This window comes from Adhaeribacter pallidiroseus (assembly GCF_003340495.1).
In the GTDB taxonomy this organism is placed as follows: Bacteria; Bacteroidota; Bacteroidia; order Cytophagales; family Hymenobacteraceae; genus Adhaeribacter; species Adhaeribacter pallidiroseus.
This window is the reverse complement of the sequence record NZ_QASA01000001.1, coordinates 2,502,771-2,527,042: the sequence shown is the minus strand read 5'-3', so window position 1 is coordinate 2,527,042 and position 24,272 is coordinate 2,502,771. Positions and strand designations below refer to the sequence as shown.

Annotated in this window: 18 protein-coding genes and 1 tRNA gene; 7 read left to right on the top strand and 12 right to left on the bottom strand. The window is 41.9% G+C overall.

Annotated features, from left to right (window positions below; all coding sequences use genetic code 11):
* Positions 1-265: 265 nt before the first annotated feature.
* The 5 genes from AHMF7616_RS10005 to AHMF7616_RS27730 all read right to left on the bottom strand — a co-directional run bounded on the left by AHMF7616_RS10005 (position 266) and on the right by AHMF7616_RS27730 (position 6,993).
* A complete protein-coding gene (locus AHMF7616_RS10005; protein WP_147275654.1) occupies positions 266-1,879 on the bottom strand; it encodes a FecR domain-containing protein in 1,614 nt (537 codons plus the stop codon).
* 29 nt (positions 1,880-1,908) lie between these two features.
* Entirely contained in the window at positions 1,909-2,904 is a 996-nt protein-coding gene (locus tag AHMF7616_RS10000) for a FecR family protein (protein ID WP_115372762.1), read from the bottom strand.
* A gap of 74 nt (positions 2,905-2,978) precedes the next feature.
* On the bottom strand, positions 2,979-3,710 hold the full coding sequence (locus AHMF7616_RS09995) for a head GIN domain-containing protein (RefSeq protein WP_115372761.1): 732 nt from the start codon (positions 3,708-3,710) through the stop codon (positions 2,979-2,981).
* A gap of 66 nt (positions 3,711-3,776) precedes the next feature.
* Positions 3,777-4,406, bottom strand: coding sequence for an RNA polymerase sigma-70 factor (locus tag AHMF7616_RS09990; RefSeq protein WP_115372760.1), 630 nt, complete (start codon positions 4,404-4,406; stop codon positions 3,777-3,779).
* 244 nt (positions 4,407-4,650) lie between these two features.
* A complete protein-coding gene (locus AHMF7616_RS27730; RefSeq protein WP_115372759.1) occupies positions 4,651-6,993 on the bottom strand; it encodes an InlB B-repeat-containing protein in 2,343 nt (780 codons plus the stop codon).
* A gap of 621 nt (positions 6,994-7,614) precedes the next feature.
* Between AHMF7616_RS27730 and thiL the strand changes: the two genes are divergently transcribed.
* Both thiL and AHMF7616_RS09975 read left to right on the top strand, forming a co-directional pair.
* Entirely contained in the window at positions 7,615-8,640 is a 1,026-nt protein-coding gene (gene thiL, locus AHMF7616_RS09980) for a thiamine-phosphate kinase (protein WP_115372758.1), read from the top strand.
* Positions 8,641-8,878: 238 nt separating this feature from the next.
* Positions 8,879-9,424: a hypothetical protein gene (locus AHMF7616_RS09975; RefSeq protein ID WP_147275653.1), complete on the top strand. Its 546-nt coding sequence runs from the start codon at positions 8,879-8,881 to the stop codon at positions 9,422-9,424.
* Positions 9,425-9,481: 57 nt separating this feature from the next.
* Here AHMF7616_RS09975 and AHMF7616_RS09970 read toward each other — a convergent pair whose 3' ends face one another.
* The 3 genes from AHMF7616_RS09970 to rlmD all read right to left on the bottom strand — a co-directional run bounded on the left by AHMF7616_RS09970 (position 9,482) and on the right by rlmD (position 12,977).
* Positions 9,482-10,675 (bottom strand): hypothetical protein, encoded by a 1,194-nt coding sequence (locus tag AHMF7616_RS09970; protein ID WP_115372756.1) that lies wholly within the window; start codon positions 10,673-10,675, stop codon positions 9,482-9,484.
* A gap of 451 nt (positions 10,676-11,126) precedes the next feature.
* Positions 11,127-11,495, bottom strand: a complete 369-nt coding sequence (locus tag AHMF7616_RS09965) for a hypothetical protein (RefSeq protein ID WP_115372755.1) — start codon at positions 11,493-11,495, stop codon at positions 11,127-11,129.
* A gap of 123 nt (positions 11,496-11,618) precedes the next feature.
* Positions 11,619-12,977: a 23S rRNA (uracil(1939)-C(5))-methyltransferase RlmD gene (rlmD, locus tag AHMF7616_RS09960; RefSeq protein ID WP_115375539.1), complete on the bottom strand. Its 1,359-nt coding sequence runs from the start codon at positions 12,975-12,977 to the stop codon at positions 11,619-11,621.
* Between the two features lie 175 nt (positions 12,978-13,152).
* Between rlmD and AHMF7616_RS09955 the strand changes: the two genes are divergently transcribed.
* Entirely contained in the window at positions 13,153-13,971 is an 819-nt protein-coding gene (locus AHMF7616_RS09955) for an SDR family oxidoreductase (RefSeq protein ID WP_115372754.1), read from the top strand.
* Between the two features lie 108 nt (positions 13,972-14,079).
* Here AHMF7616_RS09955 and AHMF7616_RS09950 read toward each other — a convergent pair whose 3' ends face one another.
* Positions 14,080-14,814 (bottom strand): tetratricopeptide repeat protein, encoded by a 735-nt coding sequence (locus AHMF7616_RS09950; protein ID WP_115372753.1) that lies wholly within the window; start codon positions 14,812-14,814, stop codon positions 14,080-14,082.
* A 69-nt stretch (positions 14,815-14,883) separates the two neighbouring features.
* On the opposite strand from AHMF7616_RS09950, the gene AHMF7616_RS09945 reads away from it, so the two are divergent.
* Both AHMF7616_RS09945 and AHMF7616_RS09940 read left to right on the top strand, forming a co-directional pair.
* Positions 14,884-14,956 (top strand) — tRNA-Lys (locus AHMF7616_RS09945).
* A gap of 934 nt (positions 14,957-15,890) precedes the next feature.
* On the top strand, positions 15,891-16,217 hold the full coding sequence (locus AHMF7616_RS09940) for a ligand-binding sensor domain-containing protein (RefSeq protein ID WP_115372752.1): 327 nt from the start codon (positions 15,891-15,893) through the stop codon (positions 16,215-16,217).
* Between the two features lie 224 nt (positions 16,218-16,441).
* Here AHMF7616_RS09940 and AHMF7616_RS09935 read toward each other — a convergent pair whose 3' ends face one another.
* The 3 genes from AHMF7616_RS09935 to AHMF7616_RS09925 all read right to left on the bottom strand — a co-directional run bounded on the left by AHMF7616_RS09935 (position 16,442) and on the right by AHMF7616_RS09925 (position 19,591).
* Entirely contained in the window at positions 16,442-17,278 is an 837-nt protein-coding gene (locus tag AHMF7616_RS09935; RefSeq protein ID WP_115372751.1) for an SDR family oxidoreductase, read from the bottom strand.
* 416 nt (positions 17,279-17,694) lie between these two features.
* On the bottom strand, positions 17,695-18,615 hold the full coding sequence (locus tag AHMF7616_RS09930; RefSeq protein ID WP_115372750.1) for a helix-turn-helix domain-containing protein: 921 nt from the start codon (positions 18,613-18,615) through the stop codon (positions 17,695-17,697).
* 94 nt (positions 18,616-18,709) lie between these two features.
* Positions 18,710-19,591: an SDR family NAD(P)-dependent oxidoreductase gene (locus AHMF7616_RS09925; RefSeq protein ID WP_115372749.1), complete on the bottom strand. Its 882-nt coding sequence runs from the start codon at positions 19,589-19,591 to the stop codon at positions 18,710-18,712.
* Between the two features lie 768 nt (positions 19,592-20,359).
* On the opposite strand from AHMF7616_RS09925, the gene AHMF7616_RS09920 reads away from it, so the two are divergent.
* The gene (locus AHMF7616_RS09920) at positions 20,360-21,550 is read left to right on the top strand and encodes a helix-turn-helix domain-containing protein (RefSeq protein WP_115372748.1); all 1,191 of its coding nucleotides are present in this window, start codon (positions 20,360-20,362) and stop codon (positions 21,548-21,550) included.
* Positions 21,551-21,589: 39 nt separating this feature from the next.
* Positions 21,590-23,644: a serine hydrolase domain-containing protein gene (locus tag AHMF7616_RS09915; protein WP_115372747.1), complete on the top strand. Its 2,055-nt coding sequence runs from the start codon at positions 21,590-21,592 to the stop codon at positions 23,642-23,644.
* Positions 23,645-24,272: the final 628 nt, after the last annotated feature.

Sequence of the window (24,272 nt, the reverse complement as noted above, 5' to 3'; positions counted from 1 at the left end):
TAACTGCCGCGGAGCAGTTTTAAAATTTAAATAATATGATTATTTAGAAATGGGGAACTTGGCTGACGAGCAACAGCAATATGCTACTCGTTTTTTAGTTGATAGGTATTATAAAAAATTTGTGGTTCCGGGTTTGGCGGCTGACTACTAAAATGTTGAGTTTATTTTAAATCTGAAGTCAACTTCGCTAAAAGAGTAATCCGAAACCAGCTCAGAAAACAATAATTACTAAATCGCTAGGCGAGGAGCCAGGCATTATCCCGGATTAAAAACGGATACCGGCGTTAAAACCAATGCCTAGTTTTACGTTAGTACCATCGAAGCCGGTTTTATCGTAAAATGTATTTTTCATTAAGGTAGAGCCTATTGCTGTTTCGCCAGGTTCCTGGTACTGCGAAACCATCACGTTAAAGGTAGGTCCGCCAAATAATGCCAAATGACGTCCGATTTGTAGTGTTCCTAATAATCGAAACTTATTTAATAGGTTTACTTCGTAATTTTCGAATAAGCCATCCGGAAAGTTTTCGTAACTATCTTCCACCACGTAATACGAAATTATATCGGTGTTTAAACGCAGGCTCTTGTAAAGCTTCCATTCCGAACCAAATCCGGCACCGTAGCCCCACCGTTTTTTATCGTCGAGTTCTGCGCCTAAGGCCAGCATGGTATAAAACCGGGGCACGCCTATTTTATAAGTAAAGTTGGCGTTAAAATCATCGGCTACGTAGAATTCCGCGTGCCGGTAACCACCTTTTTTTACAATACTTAAAAGACCAATAGCTACTCCATCAACCGTGTCGGCAATATTAATAATACCCAGTTGTGCGCCATTTACCCGTTTAGCTTTATTTAAAAAACCAGCCATTTGTACCCCGCTCACATTTTTAGCCACATTCCCGAAACCAGCCCCTTGCACGCCGGTGATATTTTTAGTAATATTTAAAAATCCGGCAAACTGCGCACCTTTACTGTCGCCGGCGGCTACATTTAAAAATCCGGCAAATTGACCGCCACGTAAAGTATAACGCGTGGCTACGCTATCAACAATCGGAGTTAATTTGGCACGGTTACCGATTACATTAAAAAAGCCTGCAAACTGAAAACCCTGCACGTATTTTTTATCTATGTTGCCAAATCCGGCTAATTCCAAACCCTGCGATCCGGCCGCTGTTCCCACCAGCGCATGCACCGATAATCTATTTACATATTCGTTCGCCCGGGTTCCGTTGGTGCTCAAAGGATAAATAAAACCAGCATGAAAAGGCCGGATTTCCAGTGAATCCTCGTCGAAAACGGGGGGCACGTTGATGATGGCTTGGACGGGAGCTGAAGTCGTAGTATTGGGGCTGGTACTGGTAGAATCCGATTCATTGGAAAGGGTAGGCGCTGGTTCCTCGGCGGTATTATTCGTGCTGGTGCTTTTGGGTTCAGCAGTTTTGGCCGGCATTTTTTGCGGAGCGTCGGGTTTAGTTTCGGGCGCCGGGGTGGTTTTGGTACTGGGTTTAACCGGAGAGGCCGTAGTCGGCGGCAATTTGGTGAACGTAGCGGTTTTTGGTAAATTTTTCGGTAAACCTTTCTTTATGATAACCTGGCCTTTTTTCTCTAAGTAACCTACATGGGTGTTAGCCAGCAGCATGTCCAATACATCGGTTAAAGGTTTCGCTTCAATGTTAGCCGAAATGCGGTTTTTTACCGGCAAATCGTTGTTCAGGTACGAAAAACGAATAGCGTACTTGTGCTGGATTTTCTGTAAAACTTGCGGCAAAGTGGCATTATTTACCTGTAAGGTTATTTTGGTTTTTAATGATTGAGCCTGCACTGCCTGCGTACAAAATATTAGGCAAAGCAAGGCCATTATGAAAAAACGAGGTGTTTTCATTCTACTGAAATTTTTAAATTTTTTAAATTTTATTTACAACCAGGACCATTGATAAAGTAAGTGGTCCCTTTTTGAATAATGGTTAGGTTGCCCGTAACGGCTAGAATATCCAGTACTTCCTTCAGGTCCGGATTCCGGAAAGAAGTGGTAAACCGGCAGTGGCGCAAATTTTTATTTTGAATGGTAATCGTTACATGAAAATAATTTTCCAAATCAACGGCTAACTGATCTAACTGGGTATTGTTAAAGGTTAAACTTTTGGTTTTCCAGCTTTGGAAGTTTTTGTTTGGAATAACTTGTTTCTGAGCAATTACTTTCTGGCCCGCCATAACGCCTTCCTGACCCGGTACTAAAAAAATAGCATCATCGGTTTCGGTGCGGGCAAAGGCTACTTTACCTTCTACTACCTGTACTTTCACAGGTTCCCGGGCGTAAGCCCGCAAGTTAAACGCCGTACCAATTACCTCGGTTTTAGTGCCTTGGGCGTAAATGGTAAAACGCTTGCCTTCGGCTTTGGCTACTGTAAAAAAAGCTTCGCCCGTCAACCGCACCGTTCTATTCTCTTTTTGAAAATTAGTTGGGAACGAAAAAGTACTATTCTGGTTGAGGGCTACCGTGCTGCCATCGGCTAACCGGATGGTTTTGGTTTGATTAGCAGCCGTTCGTATTTCCGTCCAGGCCGGGCTTACGGGGCTAAAGATAAAATAAGCCCCCGCTACCAGCAACAGCGCTACGGTGGCTGCTACTGCCCATTTAAAATTATAGGTTTCTTTTTTCTTCTCGGGCAGCAGCGGTGTTTCCCGGGTTTGCACCCGTAACTGAAACCGTTCCCACCCACGCGCTACATCTGGTTCGTAATCCGGAACAGGTACGGCGGTGCGGTTCCATACCCGTTGGGCCTGCGTGCGTACTTCGGTTAGTTCTGGCTCCTGGGCTTCCGGGGGCCAGGTTTTATCTTCTGCCGAGGCATTGCCGCTGACTTCTCGGGCTAGTTTTTCCCAGAATGTAGGCCGGTTATCATCCATTTAGTTTTATAACAATTAAAATAAGGTTTACCCTACCCTAAAGGTAAATTTTATTTTAATTTACCAAAAAGATTTTAATCTACTTGCACTACGCTGCCGCTGCCCGAAATTTTAGTATTTACCGTAGGACTGCCTTTGTAACGCACCCGGCCCGAGCCGCTCAGTTTCGCATCTATTTTATCCAATACGGTTACTTCGCATTTACCGGAACCGCTGATATCAATGTCGGCGGTTTTAGTAGCTAAACCAAAAGCTTTGATGTTGCCGGAACCCGAAATATCTATTTTCTGAAATTCGGCATCGCCGTTTAATTCCATGTTTACCGAACCGGAAATATCGGTTTCGATGGTTTGCGCACCTTTTACGTTTAAGTAAATCGAACTATTACCGGAAGCATCAATATTTAAATTATCTACTTGCCAGTCAGTTAAACTTCTAACGGAGTTGGCGCCGGACACCGATATGCCGGTGAGCTGGGGAGTAGTTAAATAAATCCGCACTGGTTTTTGTATTTTAACCCGGTTTTTTTCAAATTCAATATAGAGTTTGTTGTTTCTTACCTGCGTAGATACTTCGGTTAAAACGTTCTCCTGGCCTTCGAGTAAAATATCTTTAGTGGGGCCTTGGGATAAATAAATTTCAAATTCACCCCCGGCACTCACGGCATCAAAGTTGCCCACTGGGCGAGTCCGGGAAACGGTATCTCCGCGGCCGCGTAAAACTTCGTCGTCGCAGGAGGTAAGGGTTAAAAGAGTGGCAGCAAATAATAAAGCAATGTTCCGTTTTTTAATTAAATAATTTTTCATTGTTCAAAAGAGTTGAGATTCGGTTAGATTATATTGTTTAAAGGAAGAGGCGCCTGGTGTCTTCTTCTATAAAACAATATAACTCGTCCTTACCCTACCTTGCGGAAGAAAAAATTTAAAAAAATCGGACATTAAAATTAAAAGCAGGCTTACGAGGTATTCTTTCAGGTTTTCGCGCAAGCGTTGTAAGGCAATACCCATGTGTTTTTCCACGGATTTCAGCGAAATATCGAGCCGCTCGGCAATTTCTTTATAACTCAGTTCTTCGAAACGACTCATCGAGAATACCAGTTTGGTTTTTGGCGGCAAGGCATCAATGGCCTGTAAAATTTGTTCTTCGGTTTCTAGTAAGTTAATCTGTTTTTCAGCGCTTTCGCTGCCGGGCAAAACCTCCCCGAGCAACTCAAAATCGGTTTTGGGCTTTTGGGATTTTAAAAAATTAAGCGCGGAGTTATAACAAGAACGATATAAATAAGCCTGTATGGCTTCGTCCATTTTTAAATTTTCCCGCATTTCCCACACTTTCAGAAACACTTCCTGCACAATATCTTCGGCAAAACTGGCATCGCGTATGGTGCGGTACAAACTTTTACAGAGGGGAGCGTAGTATTTCCGGAATAGCCATTCTACTTTCTCTTCGGGAGCCAGAGAAGCATACAGGGACAAAGTTTTACCGCCGGCGTTTTCCGCTATCATAAACCAAAAAAGAATGGTCTTGTAAAAGTATTTATTTCTGATTGAATGCCGTACGCTTATGGTAATTTAGTTGTATTTATTTGTTTGTTTTATATAAATAAGGCGAAAGTACTGGCCTGTGTATCGTAAATAGGGGCTATGGGTAAAATGCTAACAGGAACTTAATGTGAACTGGGCTGGGTAGTGCATCCCAGTTCACATTAAGTTCCTGTTAGTTAAGCCGTTTAAAGTATAAACTCTCGCTTTATTGCCGCACTATTTTAATAATTTCTTTAGTAGTGGCGTTTTCTACTTGCATGTAGTAAACACCCGCTACCGACATATGCCGCGAAAAATCTAAGGTAAAAGCAGAAGTCTCCGCCGGAAAGGTTCCTTCGGCTAATTTGGCGCCTATTAGAGAAAGTAAAGTATAACGGACTTCTCCTTTAAAAGCAACCGGCAAATGGATGGTAACTTGGCCATTATAAGTTGGATTAGGAAAGGCCACCAAGGTTTTAAAATCCTGTAAGTCGGTATTCTTAGGAGTTGCCCGGTTTTGCCGGTTAATGTTAGCGCTATTTATAACTTTAAAATTTAGAATAACCGGTTTGCCCGCGGTTCCGCCGCCCGCGCTTGCTGAGTAAGGGGTTACTTTCAAAGAATAGCTGCCTATTGCCGGTGTCCAAGCGTTGGGATCACCTTTGGTGTCGCCGAACAAAACATAAGGCCCGGCCGATTCGACTTGCCGGCGGTTAAGTTCACCACTTAATTCAAATACCACACTTTTGGTGGTAGCCGTATTTATTAATGCTTCCAGGCTGAGGTTGGTAGTAGGTAAGGTGGCCAAATCTAGGGTTACATCGTCCTGTAAGGTTAAAATCGTATGCGCATCGGCCGCGTCAATAACATTTACCTTTACTACCTGCGGCGGAATTAAGGCAAACTGGGCCGTAATTCGCTTATCGCTGTTCATGGTAAGGGTAAGTGCGGCATTGGTTCCGGTAAAGTCGCCGGACCAACCATTAAATTGATAACCTGTGGCCGGCACCGCTTTTAATTTTACTTCGGTTCCTTCCACGTACGTTGTTTGCTGCGGATCGCGGATTACTGTTCCGCTACCGGTAATACTCACTTGCAAGGCGTACCGCTTAACGGGGTTTACCGTTACCGTTATAGGTTGTTCGGTGTAAAGAATAGGCGAGCCATTGTCGGTAACTCTAATTAAAAATTTAAAATTTCCGGTTTGCGTAGGCGTCCAGGAGAAACTACCGGTTTTGCTGTCGATGGTGGCTCCCGTAGGGGCATTTACTAAAGAATAAGTTTGTACCTGGTTGGTGTTGGAGTCGGAAGCAGCCACTACAAAACGTAAAGCATTGCCAACGGTTACCGATTGATTGGGTACCGAAGTAATTTGCGGCGGCTGGTTTATTTGTTGCCGACGGATTAAAGCTTCCAGGTAGTAATAATCAGCGTAGATTAAAGGCACATCAACCTCAATGTTATAAGGTTTGTTGCCCGTGCTATGTAATAAAAGAAAGCCTCGGTTTTCACCAACCGGGGACTCATATTGCGTAGCCAGATTTTTTAATATTTTATCGGCCGCTGCCCGGAACGTATCTTTTTGCGAACTGTAGGTACTTAATTCATAAAGGGCAGAAGCCATTACTGCGGCTGCCGAGGCATCTCGCGGCTCCAGCGGAATAAGTGGGGCATCAAAATCCCAATAGGGTACACCATCTGCGGGCAAGCGGGGATGATTCAGAATAAAAGCCGCAATTTTTTCGGCGTGTTCCAGGTACGCGGGGTTTTTGGTTTCGCGGTAACACATGGTATAGCCATATAATCCCCATCCTTGGCCCCGGGCCCAAGCCGACGAGTTGCTGTAACCCTGGCTAGTTGTTTTCTTGATTACTTCTCCCGTAAGCGAATCATAATCTACTACGTGCCACGAACTATAATCTGGCCGAAAGTGATTTTTTAAGGTAGTATTCGCATGCGATACCGCAATCTTATAATACAAAGAATCACCCGTAAGGCGTGTGGCCGCAAAGAGCAATTCCAGGTTCATCATATTATCAATGATAACGGGGTTTTTCCAGCGGTTAGTACTATGATCCCAAGACCGGATTACGCCCGTTTTTGGATTAAAACGAGTTGAAAGTGATTTTGCGGTTTGTATTATTACCTGGCGATAAGCCGCATTTTGAGTTAGCCGATAACCCGCGCCAAAGCTATTATAAACTTTAAACCCTACGTCGTGCGTGCCCGTGTCATATTGTTCTGCTTCTATTTTGGCCGTAAAAGTCTGGGCCTGGTTTAACCAAAAAGAGTCTTGCGTATGCTCGTACAAAAACCACAGATTACCTGCGAAAAAACCACTTGTCCAATCTTTAGAAGGAGTTAACTTTAACTTTCCCGTTGGCTGAAGGGTTTTGGGTGATACCAAATTAGGTTGGGTGCTGCTGGTAGCCGCTTCTATTTCCTGCAGCATTACCTTCGTTTGCTTTTCGGCGTGGGTAAATGCCGAGTCTAAGTCTAGGGTTTGTTGGGCAAAACTGGTAACCGACCAGAATAAAAGAAGAAAGAAGAGCGTAAATTTGTACTTCATAGATTAAGAGAGATTAAAAGGAGTACTGGTTTAAATGAAAGAGAAGTAACACCCATATAATTACAAATAAACAGGTAAATACTGGAAGTAAGGGCCATTTTAAAAGCTACCGATCCAAAGATAATCAGCCTTTTAAAAATAAAACAATCAGAAAAAATACCAAATAGTTCAACCAGCAGGTATTATGATCCGGTTACTTACTCTCCCTGGAATATATCATTGTATTAATCAGATAAAATTGCATTTAAATAATGTAAATAGCAAGAATAAAATGTTTGATAATAAGCTACCGTTCACCAAAGTTAATGGCATACTTACCGGACAATAATTTTTTGCCTGTTGTAGCAAGCTAATAAAATAAAATTTAAAAAAGGGCGTAATTGCTAGCCGTTAATTTTACTATTATCAGATAAATGGATTTCTTACCCATAATGGCGGATACAAATGGCGTAAGAATGCTTCATGTTATGCGTTTAGCAATTACGTACCTTGTTTTTAAAGTGATTTGATTACCAGGAATCAAATCTTTTCTGCCAGTAGATTTAACAGCAATTGCCCGTAATTTCTGGACTAATTTTTACCTTTGCGGCGTCTAAAATTTAAAAATTTGACACTACCTTCATGAACGACTATACTTCTTTAAACGATTTAGGTGAATTTGGATTGATAGAGGTCATTAAAAAAGCCGTTTCAATTCAGAATAGCTCTACTGTAACGGGCATCGGCGACGATGCGGCTGTTATTGAACCAGGCCAGAAGCAAATTGTCGTTTCTACGGATATGCTGGTTGAAGGCATTCATTTTGATTTAACTTTTTGCCCCTTAAAACATTTGGGCTATAAAGCAGTGGCGGTAAACATCTCGGATATTGCCGCCATGAATGCTTTGCCCACCCAAATTACGGTAAGTGTTGCAATTAGTGCGCGCTATACTTTAGAAGCCATTGAAGAATTATACGCCGGAATCCGCGCGGCCTGCGCGGCTTATAAGGTAGATGTAGTAGGCGGCGATACCACTGCTTCTAACGCGGGTTTAATTATAAGTATTACAGCCATTGGCGAAATTGCCGCTGGCGAAGCGGTATTACGCAGTACCGCCCAGGTGAATGATTTAGTTTGCGTAACCGGCGATTTGGGGGCTGCTTATTTAGGGTTGCAGGTTTTAAACCGGGAGAAGCAAGCTTTTATAGCGAACCCGGAAATGCAACCCGAGCTAGATAAAAAGGAATACTTGGTACAACGCCAGCTTAAGCCGGAAGCGCGCATGGATGTGATTCATGAACTAAAAGAATTGGGCGTGAAACCCACCGCTATGATTGATATATCGGATGGTTTGGCTTCGGAATTGATGCATATTTGTTCGCAATCCGGTGTAGGTGCTGTTATTTTTCAAGATAAATTACCGGCCGATGAGCAAGTACTGGATACCGCTGAAGAATTTAAAATTGATCCGGTAACCTGTATCCTGAACGGTGGCGAAGATTATGAACTGTTATTTACCGTGGCTCTTCAGGACTACGATAAAATCCGAAACCACCCCGATGTCACGATTATAGGAAAGATTTCGGAAAAGCAAGATGGCGTAAGGATTGTAATGCCGAGTGGTAATGCGTACCCTTTACAGGCCCAGGGCTGGCGACATTTTTAAATTTTTAGGCAACAACCGAACCCTTGAATTGAGTTTAGGGGCCAATACTATGGTGATTGTATTAATTTTTAATATTGTTCGTTATTTTTTAAATAAGAACTCTCTATTAAAACCATTACTGATAATGGATTATATTAACAATATTTTCGCTCTGTTTCAGTACATTAACATTAATTCTATTCCTTTTATATAGCACTAAAGAGTCGTTATTTACCGGTTAATAAAAGCAAGGTAACTCATGCGTAAGCTAGTTTTAATCGTATTGTTTCTGTGGCTGGTGCATCCTTTTTCTTATGCCCAGTTAATAGAACGAGAACGGGCTTTTTCTCGGGTAGATACTTATCCGATCGGTGGCTCGCTCCGGATCAGTAGGGACCATCCATTAATTATTATTGGCTCTTTAGAAACCAACCTGCCTTCTTTGATTCTGGATCCGGAAAATTTACAAATTGTTAAAACCTACCAAGAACCAGCCGAAATAAAATACTTTGGCGACAAGGGAGTGAATGGTGTTTTAGTAGGTGAGTTAAAAACGAAAATACCCTTATTAAAACTTGACGAAGTGCTGGACTATTTTGAAATACCCGCTGCTAACCGCCATTTACCCGTTATGGTAGACCGGAACTTAGTAGACCCTAACCTATTTCTGGCGGATGTGCACCGGATAAAAAAAATAGAAGTGTTTGAAGTAACCCAGCAAGATGTGCTCTCTAGTTTAATTTATAACCACTGGGTGGAAGTAGTAGGGGAGAAGTACTTAAACATTATCACCATGGAAGATTAGTAAAATTTAAAAAAGAGCCCGAATAGTTGCACTCTTTTTTGTGATTACATAATAAGATTAGAATGAAACCTGGTACTGGAGCCACGCCGAACTGGCGTTGCGGTCCTGGTATATGGGGCCATTGGCTTGCTGCATAAATACCGAGCGTAGTTGATAGTTCAGGGAAACCTTTGTTTGATGTTTATTAATCAGCCAATTAACTCCTCCATCCAACACTTTTACCGGATCTATCAGGCGGTCATATTGAGAGTGGCGGAAAGAAACATACGGCATTAATGTTCCTTGATCGCCTAATAAATCGGGGGCTAAGCGCCATCCTACCTGGGCGTAAACAGATTTTCCGGTGCCAAACATGGGATAAGCATTGCCAGCACCATTAAAATTAGTGGGGTCGTTGCTGCCGTTAGCGGGGTTCATGATGCCATTATTCCGGATATAGTTTCGGCCATAATCCGTGTTGAAATAGCCGAGGTAAGCAGATAGCGCGTATTTGTTGGCTTGCACCGGCAGGTCGGCAAAAGCAGCCCCTGACCATAGCACCAGGTTTTCGTAAAGGGCATTTGCTCCCCCATCATTGGTGTACCAGGTAGCATCTTTCTGATAAATAAAACCAGCTTCTAGGTTTACTATTTTCTTATCGCCCAAAAAAGTACCCGTCATGTAAGGCGTGGTGTGCGGTTCTTGGTCAAAGAAGTTATACATAAAAAAGCCTTGGTATTGCTTGGTATGACCAGCGGTAGTAAAGTTGGCGTGACTACTTAAAGGAGGAGCGATTTGGCCGTTCGTCTGAACCGGAAAAGGGTCCGATACAGCTATCCGGTAATCTAACTTGCCTAATTGCCCCCGGGCATATACGCTTAATTTGCGCGCAAACTCATCTGTTTGGTCTACGGTTGCTTGCAGAAACACGGGTACATCCGTGGTCATGATGGTACCCACACTGGGCTGCGAAAACCGGCTTAAGCCATTAGTAATGGTTAAACCCGCACCAATTTTTAATTTATCGTTATTCCGGAATACTTTGTACTCGCCTAAAGCATCGTGGAAAAAAGCAGCAAGTTTGCGGTTCCCCGCATTTTGGGCCAAAAAATTAAAATTGTTCATCCCAAACTGCGTGTAAAAAAAAGTATGATCCGAGATTTGCCCGTACAACTGCATCCGGGTGCGCCGCAAGCCAATATCAAAGGTTTGCCGCTGGGTTTCGCCGTTTACCGTGGTACCCGGATTGCTTCTGTTCCAACGCAGCCACACCTGGTTTAAAAAGTAGCTTTAATATATTTTGATCCGTCGGTTGATAACAGATACCGCAATTCGGTTTTTGGTTTACTGCCCTGTTCGGATGACGCCGTCTCTTGCGCGAAAATTGGGGAACCAAAACCACTTATCAAAGTAAAAATACTTAACAATCTTTTTTTCATAGTCACCAATAAAGCCTGAATTTACTTTAGCAAAGAGAAAGGAACACTCCGGATGATGGCATAATTGTTTTAAATCGGACACTTTATCAGGGCTGCCTCGAAATAAAAATAAGAAACTCCAACCAAGCAGGTTTTAAGCTAATAAAAATACGCGATCGTTAGGTAATGCGCAAAACCCTCCGGAGAGTGGAGTTAGAACAAATAAGGTTTTAGTTAAATTATGAGCCTTGCGAATGATTCATGAAGTAATTTTTAAAAATTTAACACTAAAGGCAGAATTTTTACTAATCTTCCGGAAAAGGTATAAATACGAAATTGGTAAACTCCACATCGATTACGAAAAGGCAGCAAAATTCATCCGGATTTTTATAAGCTTGCTCAAAATCATCAATTTTATCTAAGCCAATAATTTTTCGGCCTACAAAATCATCTAGGTAAGAAGCATAAATGTGCCACTGCAAAGCCAACTCGTCCGCGTTAATCAGTAAAGAGCCAATGGAAGTGGCTTCTTTGGTAAAAACAAATATCGGGTACCGCGAAATAGTACGCTTCCGGATTTGATAGGAAGCTTCTTTCAAAGTATCGGCCACCGTAGCAAAGTCTTGTGTTATCGTACCTAAATACTTACCGTTCAGTTCAGGATCGTTTTGCATAGTTCAAAAATGTGTTTACGTAAACGTTGCTTATTTTATTGCGGTGCAAACAGCTTATTAAATATTGTAAACACCGCTTTATTTCTCAGAATTTTTCGGATATCCTGAATTCACCAAGATTTTTTAAAATTTTTTAGCTTTTAGTGCCACAATATTCTCGACGTGGTGGGTTTGCGGAAACATGTCAACGGGTTGCACCCGGGTTACGTTATACTTTTCCGCAAGTAATTCTAAATCGCGGGCTTGTGTTGCCGGATTGCAACTTACATACACGATGCGCTTGGGGTGTATTTCTAATAACCGAGCTACTACCTCGGGGTGCATGCCAGCTCGCGGTGGATCTGTAATAATAACATCGGGTGAGCCATGCTCCTGTACAAACGTTGGGGTCAGTACGTCTTTCAGGTCGCCGGCAAAAAAGCGGGTATTGGTAATGTTATTGATTCGAGAGTTTAACTGAGCATCTTCGATGGCGCTGGGTACGTATTCTACGCCAACTACCGACCGGCAATGGCGAGCCACAAAATTAGCGATAGTTCCGGCCCCGGTATATAAATCATACACCAATTCTGAACCGGTTAATTCGGCCATTTCGCGGGTTAAGCGGTATAACTCGTAAGCTTGCTCCGAGTTGGTCTGGTAAAACGATTTTGGGCCAACCCGAAAACGTAATCCTTCCATTTCTTCGTGGATGAACGGTTCACCTTTAAAACAAATAACGTCTAAGTCGTGGAACGTTTCGTTGCCTTTATTATTAACCACGTACTGCAACGAAGTAATTTGCGGAAAAGCTTGATGCAGGAAGTCGAGCAAACTGCTTATATTTTCCACATCATTGTGGTATACCTGCAAAACAACCATAATGTCGCCCGTGTTAGCGGTTCGAATAATCAGGTTCCGCAGAAAACCATCTATTTTGTACAAATCATTAAACTCTAAATCATGCTCTTTGGCGTATTTATTCACGGCTAAACGTATGCCATTAGAAGGATCGTTTTGTAAATAGCAATGTTTAATATCCAGAATTTTATCAAACCGACCGGGAATATGAAAACCTAAAGCATCGCGGTCGAAGGCGTTACCGGATTTTATTTGCTCCGTAGTAAGCCAGGCATTATTTGAAAAAGTATACTCCAGCTTATTCCGATAATAGGTGGTTTTGGCCGAACCCACAATTGGGTCAATTACCGGTAAGGCCAGTTTGCCAATCCGTTCCAGGTTATCTTTTACTTGCTTTTGCTTATAATGCAACTGGGTTTCGTAGCTAATGTGCTGCCATTTGCAACCGCCGCACACACCAAAGTGCTCACAAAAAGGTTCTACGCGCAAGGGGGAGTAAGATACAAAACGAACCGGGGTGCCTTCCCAAAAATTTTTCTTTTGCTTGGTAATTCGTACATCCACTACATCGCCGGGTGCTACCCCTTTCACGAAAATAACCCGGTTTTCGTGCCGGGCCAAGCAATTGCCTTCGGCCACCATTTCTTCGATGCGCAAATGGGTAATAACAGGTAAATTCTTATTCTTCTTCACAGTCCGGCAAAATTACGCAGTTTTACCCGAGCCAAAAAATTTAGAAATTAGAATCAGGACTTCGTTAAAAAATAAGCTAGTTTACTGCCGGAAAGTTACTTTTGTTTTTGTTTAATAAAGTCCCATGAAAGATAAAGTAGTAATTATTACGGGTGGCACTTCGGGTATTGGTAAAGCCTGTGCTTTGGCGTTTGGCGAGGCTGGAGCCCGCGTGGTTATCTCCGGAAGAGATCTGCAAAAGTTAAAATCTACCGCCGAAGAATTAACCCAAAAGCAAATTACCCACTTAACGGTACAAAGTGATGTAAGTATAGAAACAGAAGCGCAAAAATTAGTAAAGGAAACCATAGCGCATTTTGGCGGTCTGGATGTATTAATTAACAATGCCGGTATTTCCATGCGGGCGCTTTTTCAGGATCTGGATTTACGCGTTATCAAGCAGGTAATGGATATAAATTTTTATGGTACCGTTTATGTTACCAAATACGCTTTGCCGCATATTTTAAAAAGTAAGGGCTCGGTGATTGGTGTTTCCTCTATTGCGGGCTACCGGGGTTTGCCCGGTCGTACGGGTTACTCTGCCTCTAAGTTTGCCATGCAAGGCTTTTTAGAAGCTTTACGCACCGAAGTGATGCACCAAGGTGTACATGTAATGGTGGCTTGCCCGGGTTTTACAGCCTCTAACATCCGCAATACCGCTTTAAACGCCACCGGTAACATCCAGGGCGAATCGCCCCGGGCCGAAGAAAAAATGATGACGGCTACGGAAGTGGCCACACGCATTTTAAAAGCCACCCAACGGCGTCAACGCGAAATAATCATGACTTCGCAAGGCAAATTCACGGTTTTTTTAAATAAATGGTTTCCCAGCTTAACGGATAAGCTTGTTTATAAGGTAATGGCCAAAGAAAAAGATTCTCCTTTTAAACAAATTAAAAATTAATATACAAGAAGCTACAATTTTACCTGCGGGAGTTTTGGCGGGAGTCAGAATAACGAATGGTTTAATTTTGATTGGTACAATAGAAAAGAAGAGCAGCAGAAACTCGCTTTAGGGTAATACTAAAATATTTTGTTTCCGAATAAAGGCCCTTTGTTTCTGCCAGCGTACCTCGTACCAGATATCTTCTTCCCCAATTAGTTGCAGTTTCTGTCCCGGATTGGCGGTAGCTAACCAAGTCGCGCCCGCCGAAGGAGCCGACATTACCGGAATTTGTTTGTACCGGATAATACCCTCCCGGCCAAAATCTAAATAATTAATGTAGTAGAAAATAAAAGCTAAGTAAAGCGTAAATCCAATCTTAAAAGAATTGGTAATTGGTTTGGTTGTGTGCCGGAACAGGGTAAAAGTAATAACTACCACGGCAACCAGCAGTAAACCTTCCAGTATGTTCTGATAGTATTTCCGGAATTGGGTTTTAAAAAATTGTAAATCGCTGTATTCATAACCGGTAAGCCGGTGCGCCTGCGCCAAGTCTTCCATTTTTCGTAATACAGTGCGGTTAGGTGTTTTAGCGTAGTATAAATGCAGGTAGTACATTGCGCCGGTATAATCACGCAATCCTTCCTTTATAAAAGCCATTTTTAAAAGCATCGTGGGAGAATATTGCTGATCTTCCACTAAAATTTGTTCGTACTTGGCGAAAGCTTCTAAGTATTGTTTCTGATTAAACAACGAATCGGCAACTACTACCCGCGCAGTAGTAGGCTGACAGTAAACCGGTTGAAGAAAGCTGTTAAAAAAAACGAAAAATATCGTTAAATATTTAAGACAACTATTTTGCATTCTAAAAATTCTCCTGTAGTTTTGCATCGCAATTCGGAGAAACACATCCTTATTGCAAAGATACTAAAAGATTCCGTAGCTCAGCTGGTAGAGCAATACACTTTTAATGTATGGGTCCTGGGTTCGAATCCCAGCGGGATCACTGGATTATTCAAAATGCATTATAAATTAATTATTTATAAGGCATTTTTTGGATTATATCATAGGTTTTATTAAATCTGCCTTTCTTATAAATTTAGTTTTGCAGGTTTATTTTGTATCACGGATAATGGTCTTTCTTAAGACTTTATTCCATAACATATATTTTCATTTATTTTTTTGGTTTTTTTATTTTACCTATAATTGGTTATAAACCAAAATGTAACACCAATTTTACGGAAGTAAGCAAAGCCGTTTGTCGTACGGTACGTAAATTTAGCTTTATAATAGGTTCTTGAAGGGAGTAAGCGCCATTTCTATTTTAAGCTATTCTACTCGTTGTCCTTCGTACAATCTGGATTCAAATTCTGGTGCAAAATACCTAATCTTAGGTATAGGAACAAGCATGTTAGCTGCCTACATTTACCAGTTCTGCCACTAGCTGGTGTTTTTAAAAAAGGATCTTGTGCTATCTTTTCCTAAGCTTTTAGTAATTTATTTATTCACCTATTTTCTTCAAAAACAGGCGATTACATTTTATTCTTGGTAGTCGGATTCGCCTAAATCAGGTACCATAGTTTGGGATAAAACATGTGGGGTGATCACCGGGATAAATGGATAACCTGACCAGCGATGGCAACTATATTTTGCTGATTATAAAAGGTATATTGAAAAAATAATTGCCTAAATTCTGAAAATAAATAGGTAGATTTTAGCTACTGTTTGTCCTCGTGCCAAGACTAGCTAATAATTTGGTTTTCAGCAGGAGAAAAAAGGAGCCGCTTACCCATCATTAATTTTTGCGCTTACCCGTGATTTTTCATCTTTAAAACGGCTGCATGAGAAAGCTTTACTTTATCTTATTCTTTTTTCTTTCCTTCAGTGCCCTTGGGCCAGATACGGGAGCTGAACTTTAACCAACTGTCGGTAAAAACGGTTTGCCGGCAAATATTGCCACCTGCTTTTTGCAGGACAAGCTGGGCTACATGTGGTTTGGTACGCAAAACGGGCTGGTGTGCTACGATGGCTATAACCTGAAAGTATATAATCTGGAAACTACCGATAAAAAGGAACGGGCTAATCGGGTTATCACCACCATTTTTGAAGACAGCAAAGGTATTCTTTGGATAGGCACTTATCAGCAGGGATTATTCCGGTTTAACCGTACTCAGGATAATTTCACGTACTTTCCGCACCCTTCCTCTAAAAAAGAACCCAACAAGTACGATAATCCATATTTTATAGTAGCAGATAAAGAAGGATAGGGGAAGAAATAAAAAGGGAAAGATCTCTAGTAAACAGCAACATGAACATTGGTGCCATTTAGCTGGGGGTGGGTAAACTATATTCTGCCCAGATCTATACTGGAAAAACATTAAAACATTCCAATAGTACCGGGTACAAGTTATACTAGGGCAACATGTAACCGGATAAAGGAACCATCTAATGCGAAAACGGGAGGGTATCTTTCCAGCGGTCTTTTACTTTTTTAAAATTTTACCTGGACCCAGCTTTCCTGATAAAGCCGCTGGGCCCAGGATTGATTATACGATAGTTTAGAAGATTTAACGGCCTTTTTATTTTCAAAATACAACCCGCTTTTATGGGCTACGTCCGGGGAGGTGGCCAGGTAAATAACGGTGCTGGCTCCTTTTTCCGGGGTACTCATAAACGGGCGGCCTAGCCGAAATAAAAATTTTAAAAAACCACTGCTGGTTTGGCCAAAATTGCTCGCAATCGCGCCCGGGTGTAAGGTATTTACAGTTATAGCCGTAGATTCTAAGCGGCGGGCTAGTTCGTAGGTAAATAATATATTGGCTAGTTTCGAGTTGCAGTAAGCGGCAAGGGCGCTGTATTTATTATCATGTATGGCCGGATCAAATTCTATTTTCCCAAAACGATGGACGTCCGAGGAAACGTTAATGATTCGGCCGGCCGGTGCTTGCTGCACTAAATCCAATAATAGATTTGTCAGCAGAAAAGGTCCTAAGTGGTTAGTGGCCCAGGAGCGTTCAAAACCATCGGGCGTAATTTCGCGCTGGCCGGGCAAAATACCGGCGTTATTAATAAAAACATCGAGGTAGAGGTACTTTTGGCGGATAGTAGCCGCCACTTGCCGGACTGCCCGCAAATCGGCTAAATCGCAGGGCATAAACTCGGCTTCCGCATCTGGCAATGTTTTATGAATTTCTTGGATGATCTGGGTACCGCGCCCTTCGTTTTGCGATATCAGAATTAAAGTATATTGCTGGCGGGCGAGTTCGAAAGCCGTTACTTTGCCAATACCCGAGCTAGCTCCCGTGATTAAAGCTATTTGATCTTTCATGTACGATAAAGATTATTTAAAATAGTCTAGTTTCGGTTTACAGTATACTGGCCAGTTTAGGAGAATACTGTACTTCCCGCATTTTTAAAATAAATAATAAGCTTAAAACAGGTTATCGCATTTAAGTCGTTTTACCTATTCGTACCTATCAGGCACCCGGTAAACTCCGGCATAGCTTTATACATTTAGGGTATAGCTATGGCCGGAACTTACCAGTTTTAACTAAAACAAATTGTTGGCTATCAACTTCCGAATAGGATTAAATCCGGTTAGTTACCTGTGCCGTTGAGCCTTTTACTAATGCTGCACAATTACTCAAGCACTTCGTAAAAACCTATTGCACAACCTTTAGAAAAGCAGTATTCTGAGAAGTCTTCCCTTTCTTAACAGATTCGTTTATTACCGGCTGATAGCGGTTAATTAAAAGATCGTTTAAATTCCAGGGGCGATAGGTTGGTTTTGGTTTTAAATAATTTGCTAAAAGATTGCGGGTGTTCAAAGCCCAGCGCATAGGCCACTTCGCTAACGGTCAGGTTGGTGGTAGACAATTTTTCTTTGGCTTTTTCGATCAGTTTATGGTGGATGTGCTGCTGCGCATTTTGTCCGGTGAGGGAGCGCAGCAGATCACTTAAGTAACTGGGTGATATATGCAGTTTTTCCGAAAGATAATGAACGGTTGGGATTCCCTGGATTAAAGATTTTTCGTCCGCAAAATAATGGTCTAAAATTTCTTCCAGCTTTTGCAACAGGTCGCTGTTAACGGCTTTGCGGGTAAGAAACTGCCGTTTGTAAAAACGATTAGCGTAATTCAGCAACAGCTCCATTTGGGCAATAACCACCGGCTGGCTAAAGTCATCGATGCGGCTGCTTAGTTCCTTTTCCATCATTTTAAATAACGCCATAATCGTTGCTTTTTCCTCGGCCGAAAGGTGCAAAGCTTCGTTAGTGGAATAGGAAAAGAAATTATATTGCTTTATGTTTTTGGCTAAGGGATAACCTAAAAGGAAATCCGGATGGATGAGCAAAGTGTATTCGGAACAAACGCTGGCCTCGTTGTCATTACTGCCAATAATCTGACCGGGGGAAGCAAATAATAAACCCCCTTCATCAAAATCGTAATAACTCTGGCCGTACTTTAACTTGCCGCTAAGTTTGGGTTTGTAGGATATTTTATAAAAACTCAGTAGGTGGTATTGGGGAAGTCTAACCGGTTCCACCCGGGTATGGGAGCCGTTGATCAGGCTGACCAACGGATGCTGGGGCTGAGGCAAACCCATCGCCTGGTGGGCCTGGGATAACGACGCAAATTTCTGAGGGCTGTTTTCTTCCTTTTTCATAGCGGAGAACTTAATTAAAAGGATAACCGATCATTAATTAAATATCGGTTATCCTTCAGGTTTTAACAAGTAACGGGTTTATTTACAAGTTCTTTTATCTGGATGAGCCCTGAGCCGAATTAGAAACAGCTTCCCACGCCTCCCAAGTGGCTAACCGCTCCTGATAGGCCGTGCGCACCCAAGGCAAACAATGACTGCCCAGGAAGAACCGTAGCGGTGGATTTTCGGCATCCACAATTTTAAAAAGCGCTTCGGGCGTTGCCTGGGGATCGCCCCTTTCCATCGTTTTTAAACTTTGAATAAACTGGGCTTTAAAATCATTATAAAGGTCGAGGCCGGGAGCAAACTTTAAAGACTCCGGGCTGCCAAACTCGGTGGCGTAAGCACCCGGCTCGATGATGGTTACTTTGATGCCAAAAGGTTTCACCTCGGCGGCCAGGCTTTCGTGAATGGCTTCGAAGGCCCATTTGGAGGAACAATAATAACCGATAACCGGTGCGGTCACATGGCCGAGGTTGCTGGAGGTACCCAGTATATGCCCGAATCCCTGTTTCCGCAATAGCGGCAAGGCCGCCTGAATAACTGCCACTGGGCCAATGATGTTCGTTTCATAAAGGGCCCGAATATCCTCGGCGCGGGCTTCCTCAATCGTGCCCACCAGAGAATACCCGGCATTATTGAGAACAATATCCAGCCGGCCGAAATGAGCATGAGCCTGGGCCACCGCTGTCTTTACCTGCTCGGGCTTCGTTACGTCTAGCTCCAGGGTCAGCACGTTTTCCCCATACTGTTCCTGCAAGAAGGCAATGCTTTGCCGTTTACGGGCGGTAGCCGCTACCTGGTCGCCCCGCTTAAGGGCAGCTTCCGTCCAAACCTGTCCAAAACCCCGCGAAGCGCCGGTAATGAACCAAACTTTAGAAGAAGTACCAGGAGCTGGTAGAGAGATAGCCTTTAAAGTTTCATTTTGATGTGCCATAATTTTAAAGTTTACATGAATAACACTACAAAGATCAGCAGCTGCCCAGTGCGGCTTGTAGCCTAATGGAGACTTTTCGTAGTCTAATTGAGAATACCGGAAGAAATTAGAGGTTGGTTCAAGTTTTTCGTACTAGGTACCCGGCAGTACTTAGTTATAATCTCCTTTTTTAGACTCGGTTTGTTTTCTTCAAAGAAGGCATTTAAAAGGTGGCAGCCTTTACTTCATTAAATTCTTTTCAAACCTTTACCGCCAGCTGCAGCTGATATTATTCTGGAGGGTGAGGCGATCAAAATTAGGCAATCAAAAACTTCTTATCTATAGGTTGGGCAAGAGGAAGAGAGCAATAATCAGGTTTAAAATAGTTTGAATTCACCATGCCAAAGTACAATAAAATAGTTCCAGAAAAGTCTTCTTTAGGATGCTGTAAACGCAGATTCACCTAGAACGACTGTTAGGTTAAATAGGGGTTAATTTCTTTATTTTGTATAATTAAAAAGCTACAATGTATTTGTGCATACCTGATGCGAGGGTGTCAGCCGAAGTACAGGGTAATTAGCGTATGCTTTCGCATGTAGGTTAAAAATAGCTAACCTCCTGATAAAACAAAATAGATAGCAGGGATAAAGTGTACTTAGTTAGACTTATTTTTATGCTGTCGCTTTTTATAATTTCCGCTGCAACCAGCGCTGAAGGAGAATAAGTAATTCCTAATAAATAATTATCTTACTTTCATTTAAGAATGCAAAAAGCTGGATCAGCTGATTTATGACCTATCAATTATTCTTGACCCTGGGAAATATCATGCTATTAATCGGCATGGTTGCCTCTGCCTTTTTAAGTTCGTTACTTATTCTTGCCCGAAGCATTAAACAACCATCTATTCAATTTCTGACTTTTTTCCTTTTAACCATATCTTTCTGGCTTTTTGGGATAATAGTCAAAGATGTTACCCTGGGCTTATACTATCCTATATTAAACTGGTTGCCCTTTAATTTTACCCTTACGCTGGGGCCTTCCGTATTCTTCTATGTAAAGAGCGTTTGTTACCCAGAATGGAAATCCAGCAAGAAGGACTACTTGCATTATTTACCTTTAATTATTCATGTGACAGCCCAGACTTTCTACATCTGGGAGGGTTATACCGATGGTGTTCAGCAACCTAATCTAACTAATATTTATGAAATCATTAACCCGGTTGTAGAGCTTTTAACTACATCTTCCATAATCGTTTACATAGCCCTTAGTTTAAAAGAAATTAACCTCTTTCAAATTGAGCTGAACTTACACTTTAGTAATGCCGGAAAATATAAATTGGACTGGTTAATAAAAGATCTCCGGGCATTCGCCGTTATGTGGGTGCTATGGGTACCTTTCACTTTGTACGATTACCTCTTAAATAATTACGAACTTCCTGCCACCCATTATTATACCGTTTATTTCCTGATTGCCGCCACTGCTATATGGATGGGTATCGAGACGCTGCTCAGGCCCGCGCTGACAGTTGACCTTCCACCGCAACCTAATTATGAAAAGCAACCCGATAAGGAGCAACCAAACGCTATTCCTCTACCTGAATTGGTGGAAAAGAGTGAGTGGCTCAATCGGGAAATTACGCGTGGTCAGCAGTATTTGAATCCAGAATTGACGCTCCGAATGCTGGCTGTCGAACTTGACATTCATCATAATACCCTAACCCGTATCATCAACCAGGGTGCCGGCAAAAACTTCTCGGACTATATCAACGAATACCGGATAAATGAGGTAAAGCGAAAAGCCATGAATTCGTCATATAACCATCTTACCCTGGAAGGAATAGCATACGAGTGTGGTTTTAACTCTAAATCTACGTTTATTAGAAGTTTTAAAAAGCTAGCCGGAATGCCTCCTGCTGCTTATTTAAAAAAATTAAAAGAGTCAGAAACAGGTGTCAAAATGCATAATGCCTCTTTTGGGTGAGTTGTATGAGCTACTATTGCCATAATCAACACGAATATTATGGCCATCAAAAACTACTTACTACTTGCAATTTTAATTTTCCATATTACTACCGGCTGGTCCCAAGGCCGCGATATCTTACTCTTTGGTAAAGTTATCAGCAAAGGAAAGACAGAACAAAGCCGCTTCGAAGTACAAGAGATAAATAAGTCATGGAACATCGTGTACGCTCCTTACGGACAAGTACCAGTAGCCTTTACAGACGTGCTAATAGGCGATTCTTCTCTGGTATTTAAATGGAATAGGAAGGGGGCCACTTATAATTGTGCCTTGCAACTAATGTCCGATTCTATCTTGCATTTTGCGGGCACCGGGGTTTATAAAACCGATACCATTTATATCACAATTCGGCCTTCTAACGCGGAAGATGCGCAGCTACAGGGTAATTTCCTGGCTGCTTCCGAGTTGGATCTGCAGATTCTTGATACGGCTGTTAAATTGCTACAAGGGGGTAAAAATTGGAATAGAAAAGACACTAGGATCTGCGAAGGCGGAAAGTTTAGCTTGTTTTGTGCTTTGTACCAGGCTTCTCTTATGATAAAAGGCGATTACCAGCATTTGAGGCCGGTCATGCGAATGGTGCGGAATTCCATTGCCTTGCTGAAGCCCGAAAAACAATATGAGCACATTTTGAAAGATTATAATAATGAAGCCTCTTCCTTTGAAGCTATCAATTTGGTTTTCAGGAATGCCAGACAGTTAATTGAGGAAGAAATAAATCAAATACAGCAGGATGCAGATAAATTTAGCGGTTGGAAGAAGAATTACATACTAGCCCTGAATGCAAGAACAGCCGGAAGATGGGAAAGTGCCGCCACTTATTTTGTGAAAGCAGCAGAACGTAAGGGCAAGCAAAACTTTGAGCAATTTTGGGACGCTACTATCATGAATTCTCGGGCTTCTAAGATCGATGAAGCCTTTCGAACATTAGATATGTCCATTGCTGCGGGCATGTTTGATATTTCAAGAGCAAAATCCCAAAAGCGGTTAGCACCGCTCCGGAACGATCCCCGCTGGAGACCGGCCCTAGAAAGAATGTCTAAGGCGCGTCCACTCGAATATTTTTACTGGCCCACTGGTACCCTGGTAACGGCTAAGGTAAATCCGAAATCTATTATCGATCTTACCGCCAAGATCGAGTCAGGTTTAATGGAGAATATCCATAGCTTTCTGCTAGCTAAGGATGGGAAGCTGGTTTATGAGAGATATTTTAATGAAGGTAATCTGCTGGACCATCATGAAATGCGGTCTGCTCATAAAAGCATTACGGCCTTACTGGTTGGGATAGCTATAGATAAAGGCTATATAAAGAACGTCCACGATCCCGTCTTGAATTATTTCCCGAGCTATCGCCCGTCCAAAAACTGGGATGAAAGAAAAAAGAAAATAACCGTGTACCATTTACTTACGATGACCTCCGGACTCATTAGCTCCGGTTACGGTGACGAAGGCACGTTACAGAATCAGACGGAAAATAAGGATTGGGTTACCTACATGCTGGATGCGCCACTGACCTATGATCCGGGAATAAAATGTGAATATTCCTCGGCGGCAATGCATATTTTGAATGGAATAATTGAAAATGCCTCCGGAATGATGCTGGATGAATTTAGTGAGAAGTATCTTTTTACCCCATTAGAAATATACCATAAATCGTTCAAATATGATCCCTCTGGCAGGATATACGGGGCCGGGGGAGCAGAAATGACATCACGAGATATGCTCAAGATCGGCCAACTGGTAATAAATGATGGAAAGTGGAATAACACGCAGATAGTTTCGCCCCAATTTTTAACTCAACTTCAAACCAAGCATTCAAAAGTATACAGCGAAACGGTAGACTACGGCTATCTGTGGCATATTAAAGAACTGCGTACACTTTCTGGAAAGAAAATTATTTCTCTTGGAGCTTGGGGGAATGGGGGACAGTTCATTCTAGCAATTCCGCAATTGAAAATAGTGGGGGTATTTACTGCCGGAAACTATGAACGGGGTGATATGGGGAATACGCTTGATTACTTTCAGGAAGTTATTCTCCCAAGTATAGATTTATGATCTAGTAAATAAATTTAGACCGATTAACCTGCTGGAGATAATATATAAGTAAGAAACTAAGAGGTTTTTTATACTAGACTGTTAAGTCTGGCTAGTTCTAAATTAAGTTGACAAACTCGTCTCACGAAACGACGGAATAAAGAGATTGAATTTTTGTATACTTACAAGCCAAATTCAAGTTAGATATTTGTCTTAAAAGACCATCTTAAAATTTAAATTTTTAATAAATTTAGGAGATGGGATATATGAGACGATATGAGGTTTGAAGTTTTGGTAGTTAGTTGATCAAGTAACCTGGTCAAATCATTTAAATTTTGCTTTAAATTATGTAAACGGGTGTTACTTGTAATTAACCTAATAAAAGCTCAACTATTATTCACAATTTAGGTAGTAGCAATATTTACTTGAACTACTAAATTTTTTTTATGCATTTTAGAGAGTAAACCCTAATCCCGATCCTTCCTGCAGTTAGAATAAGCTAATCGTTTTCCCCAGTTTAAGCTTTGGTAGGAATATGCTCGTCAATAGCCTTGTTGGAGTGCTGTATTTCTGTTTGCAAGTGATTGACCTAGCTTTAGAGTATTTGGTTAATAGCTATTTTCTAATCGTATCTAAGTTACAATTAATT

Bases quoted from the DNA above. Each gene is read 5' to 3' on its own strand.
- thiL (WP_115372758.1), top strand. From the start codon at position 7,615: ATGAACGACTATACTTCTTTAAACGATTTAGGTGAATTTGGATTGATA.
- AHMF7616_RS10000 (WP_115372762.1), bottom strand. From the start codon at position 2,904: ATGGATGATAACCGGCCTACATTCTGGGAAAAACTAGCCCGAGAAGTC.
- AHMF7616_RS09990 (WP_115372760.1), bottom strand. From the start codon at position 4,406: ATGATAGCGGAAAACGCCGGCGGTAAAACTTTGTCCCTGTATGCTTCT.
- AHMF7616_RS10005 (WP_147275654.1), bottom strand. From the start codon at position 1,879: ATGAAAACACCTCGTTTTTTCATAATGGCCTTGCTTTGCCTAATATTT.
- AHMF7616_RS09935 (WP_115372751.1), bottom strand. From the start codon at position 17,278: ATGAAAGATCAAATAGCTTTAATCACGGGAGCTAGCTCGGGTATTGGC.
- AHMF7616_RS09915 (WP_115372747.1), top strand. From the start codon at position 21,590: ATGGCCATCAAAAACTACTTACTACTTGCAATTTTAATTTTCCATATT.
- rlmD (WP_115375539.1), bottom strand. From the start codon at position 12,977: ATGGTGGCCGAAGGCAATTGCTTGGCCCGGCACGAAAACCGGGTTATT.
- AHMF7616_RS27730 (WP_115372759.1), bottom strand. From the start codon at position 6,993: ATGAAGTACAAATTTACGCTCTTCTTTCTTCTTTTATTCTGGTCGGTT.
- AHMF7616_RS09965 (WP_115372755.1), bottom strand. From the start codon at position 11,495: ATGCAAAACGATCCTGAACTGAACGGTAAGTATTTAGGTACGATAACA.
- AHMF7616_RS09995 (WP_115372761.1), bottom strand. From the start codon at position 3,710: ATGAAAAATTATTTAATTAAAAAACGGAACATTGCTTTATTATTTGCT.
- AHMF7616_RS09920 (WP_115372748.1), top strand. From the start codon at position 20,360: ATGACCTATCAATTATTCTTGACCCTGGGAAATATCATGCTATTAATC.
- AHMF7616_RS09975 (WP_147275653.1), top strand. From the start codon at position 8,879: ATGCGTAAGCTAGTTTTAATCGTATTGTTTCTGTGGCTGGTGCATCCT.
- AHMF7616_RS09925 (WP_115372749.1), bottom strand. From the start codon at position 19,591: ATGGCACATCAAAATGAAACTTTAAAGGCTATCTCTCTACCAGCTCCT.
- AHMF7616_RS09955 (WP_115372754.1), top strand. From the start codon at position 13,153: ATGAAAGATAAAGTAGTAATTATTACGGGTGGCACTTCGGGTATTGGT.
- AHMF7616_RS09930 (WP_115372750.1), bottom strand. From the start codon at position 18,615: ATGAAAAAGGAAGAAAACAGCCCTCAGAAATTTGCGTCGTTATCCCAG.
- AHMF7616_RS09950 (WP_115372753.1), bottom strand. From the start codon at position 14,814: ATGCAAAATAGTTGTCTTAAATATTTAACGATATTTTTCGTTTTTTTT.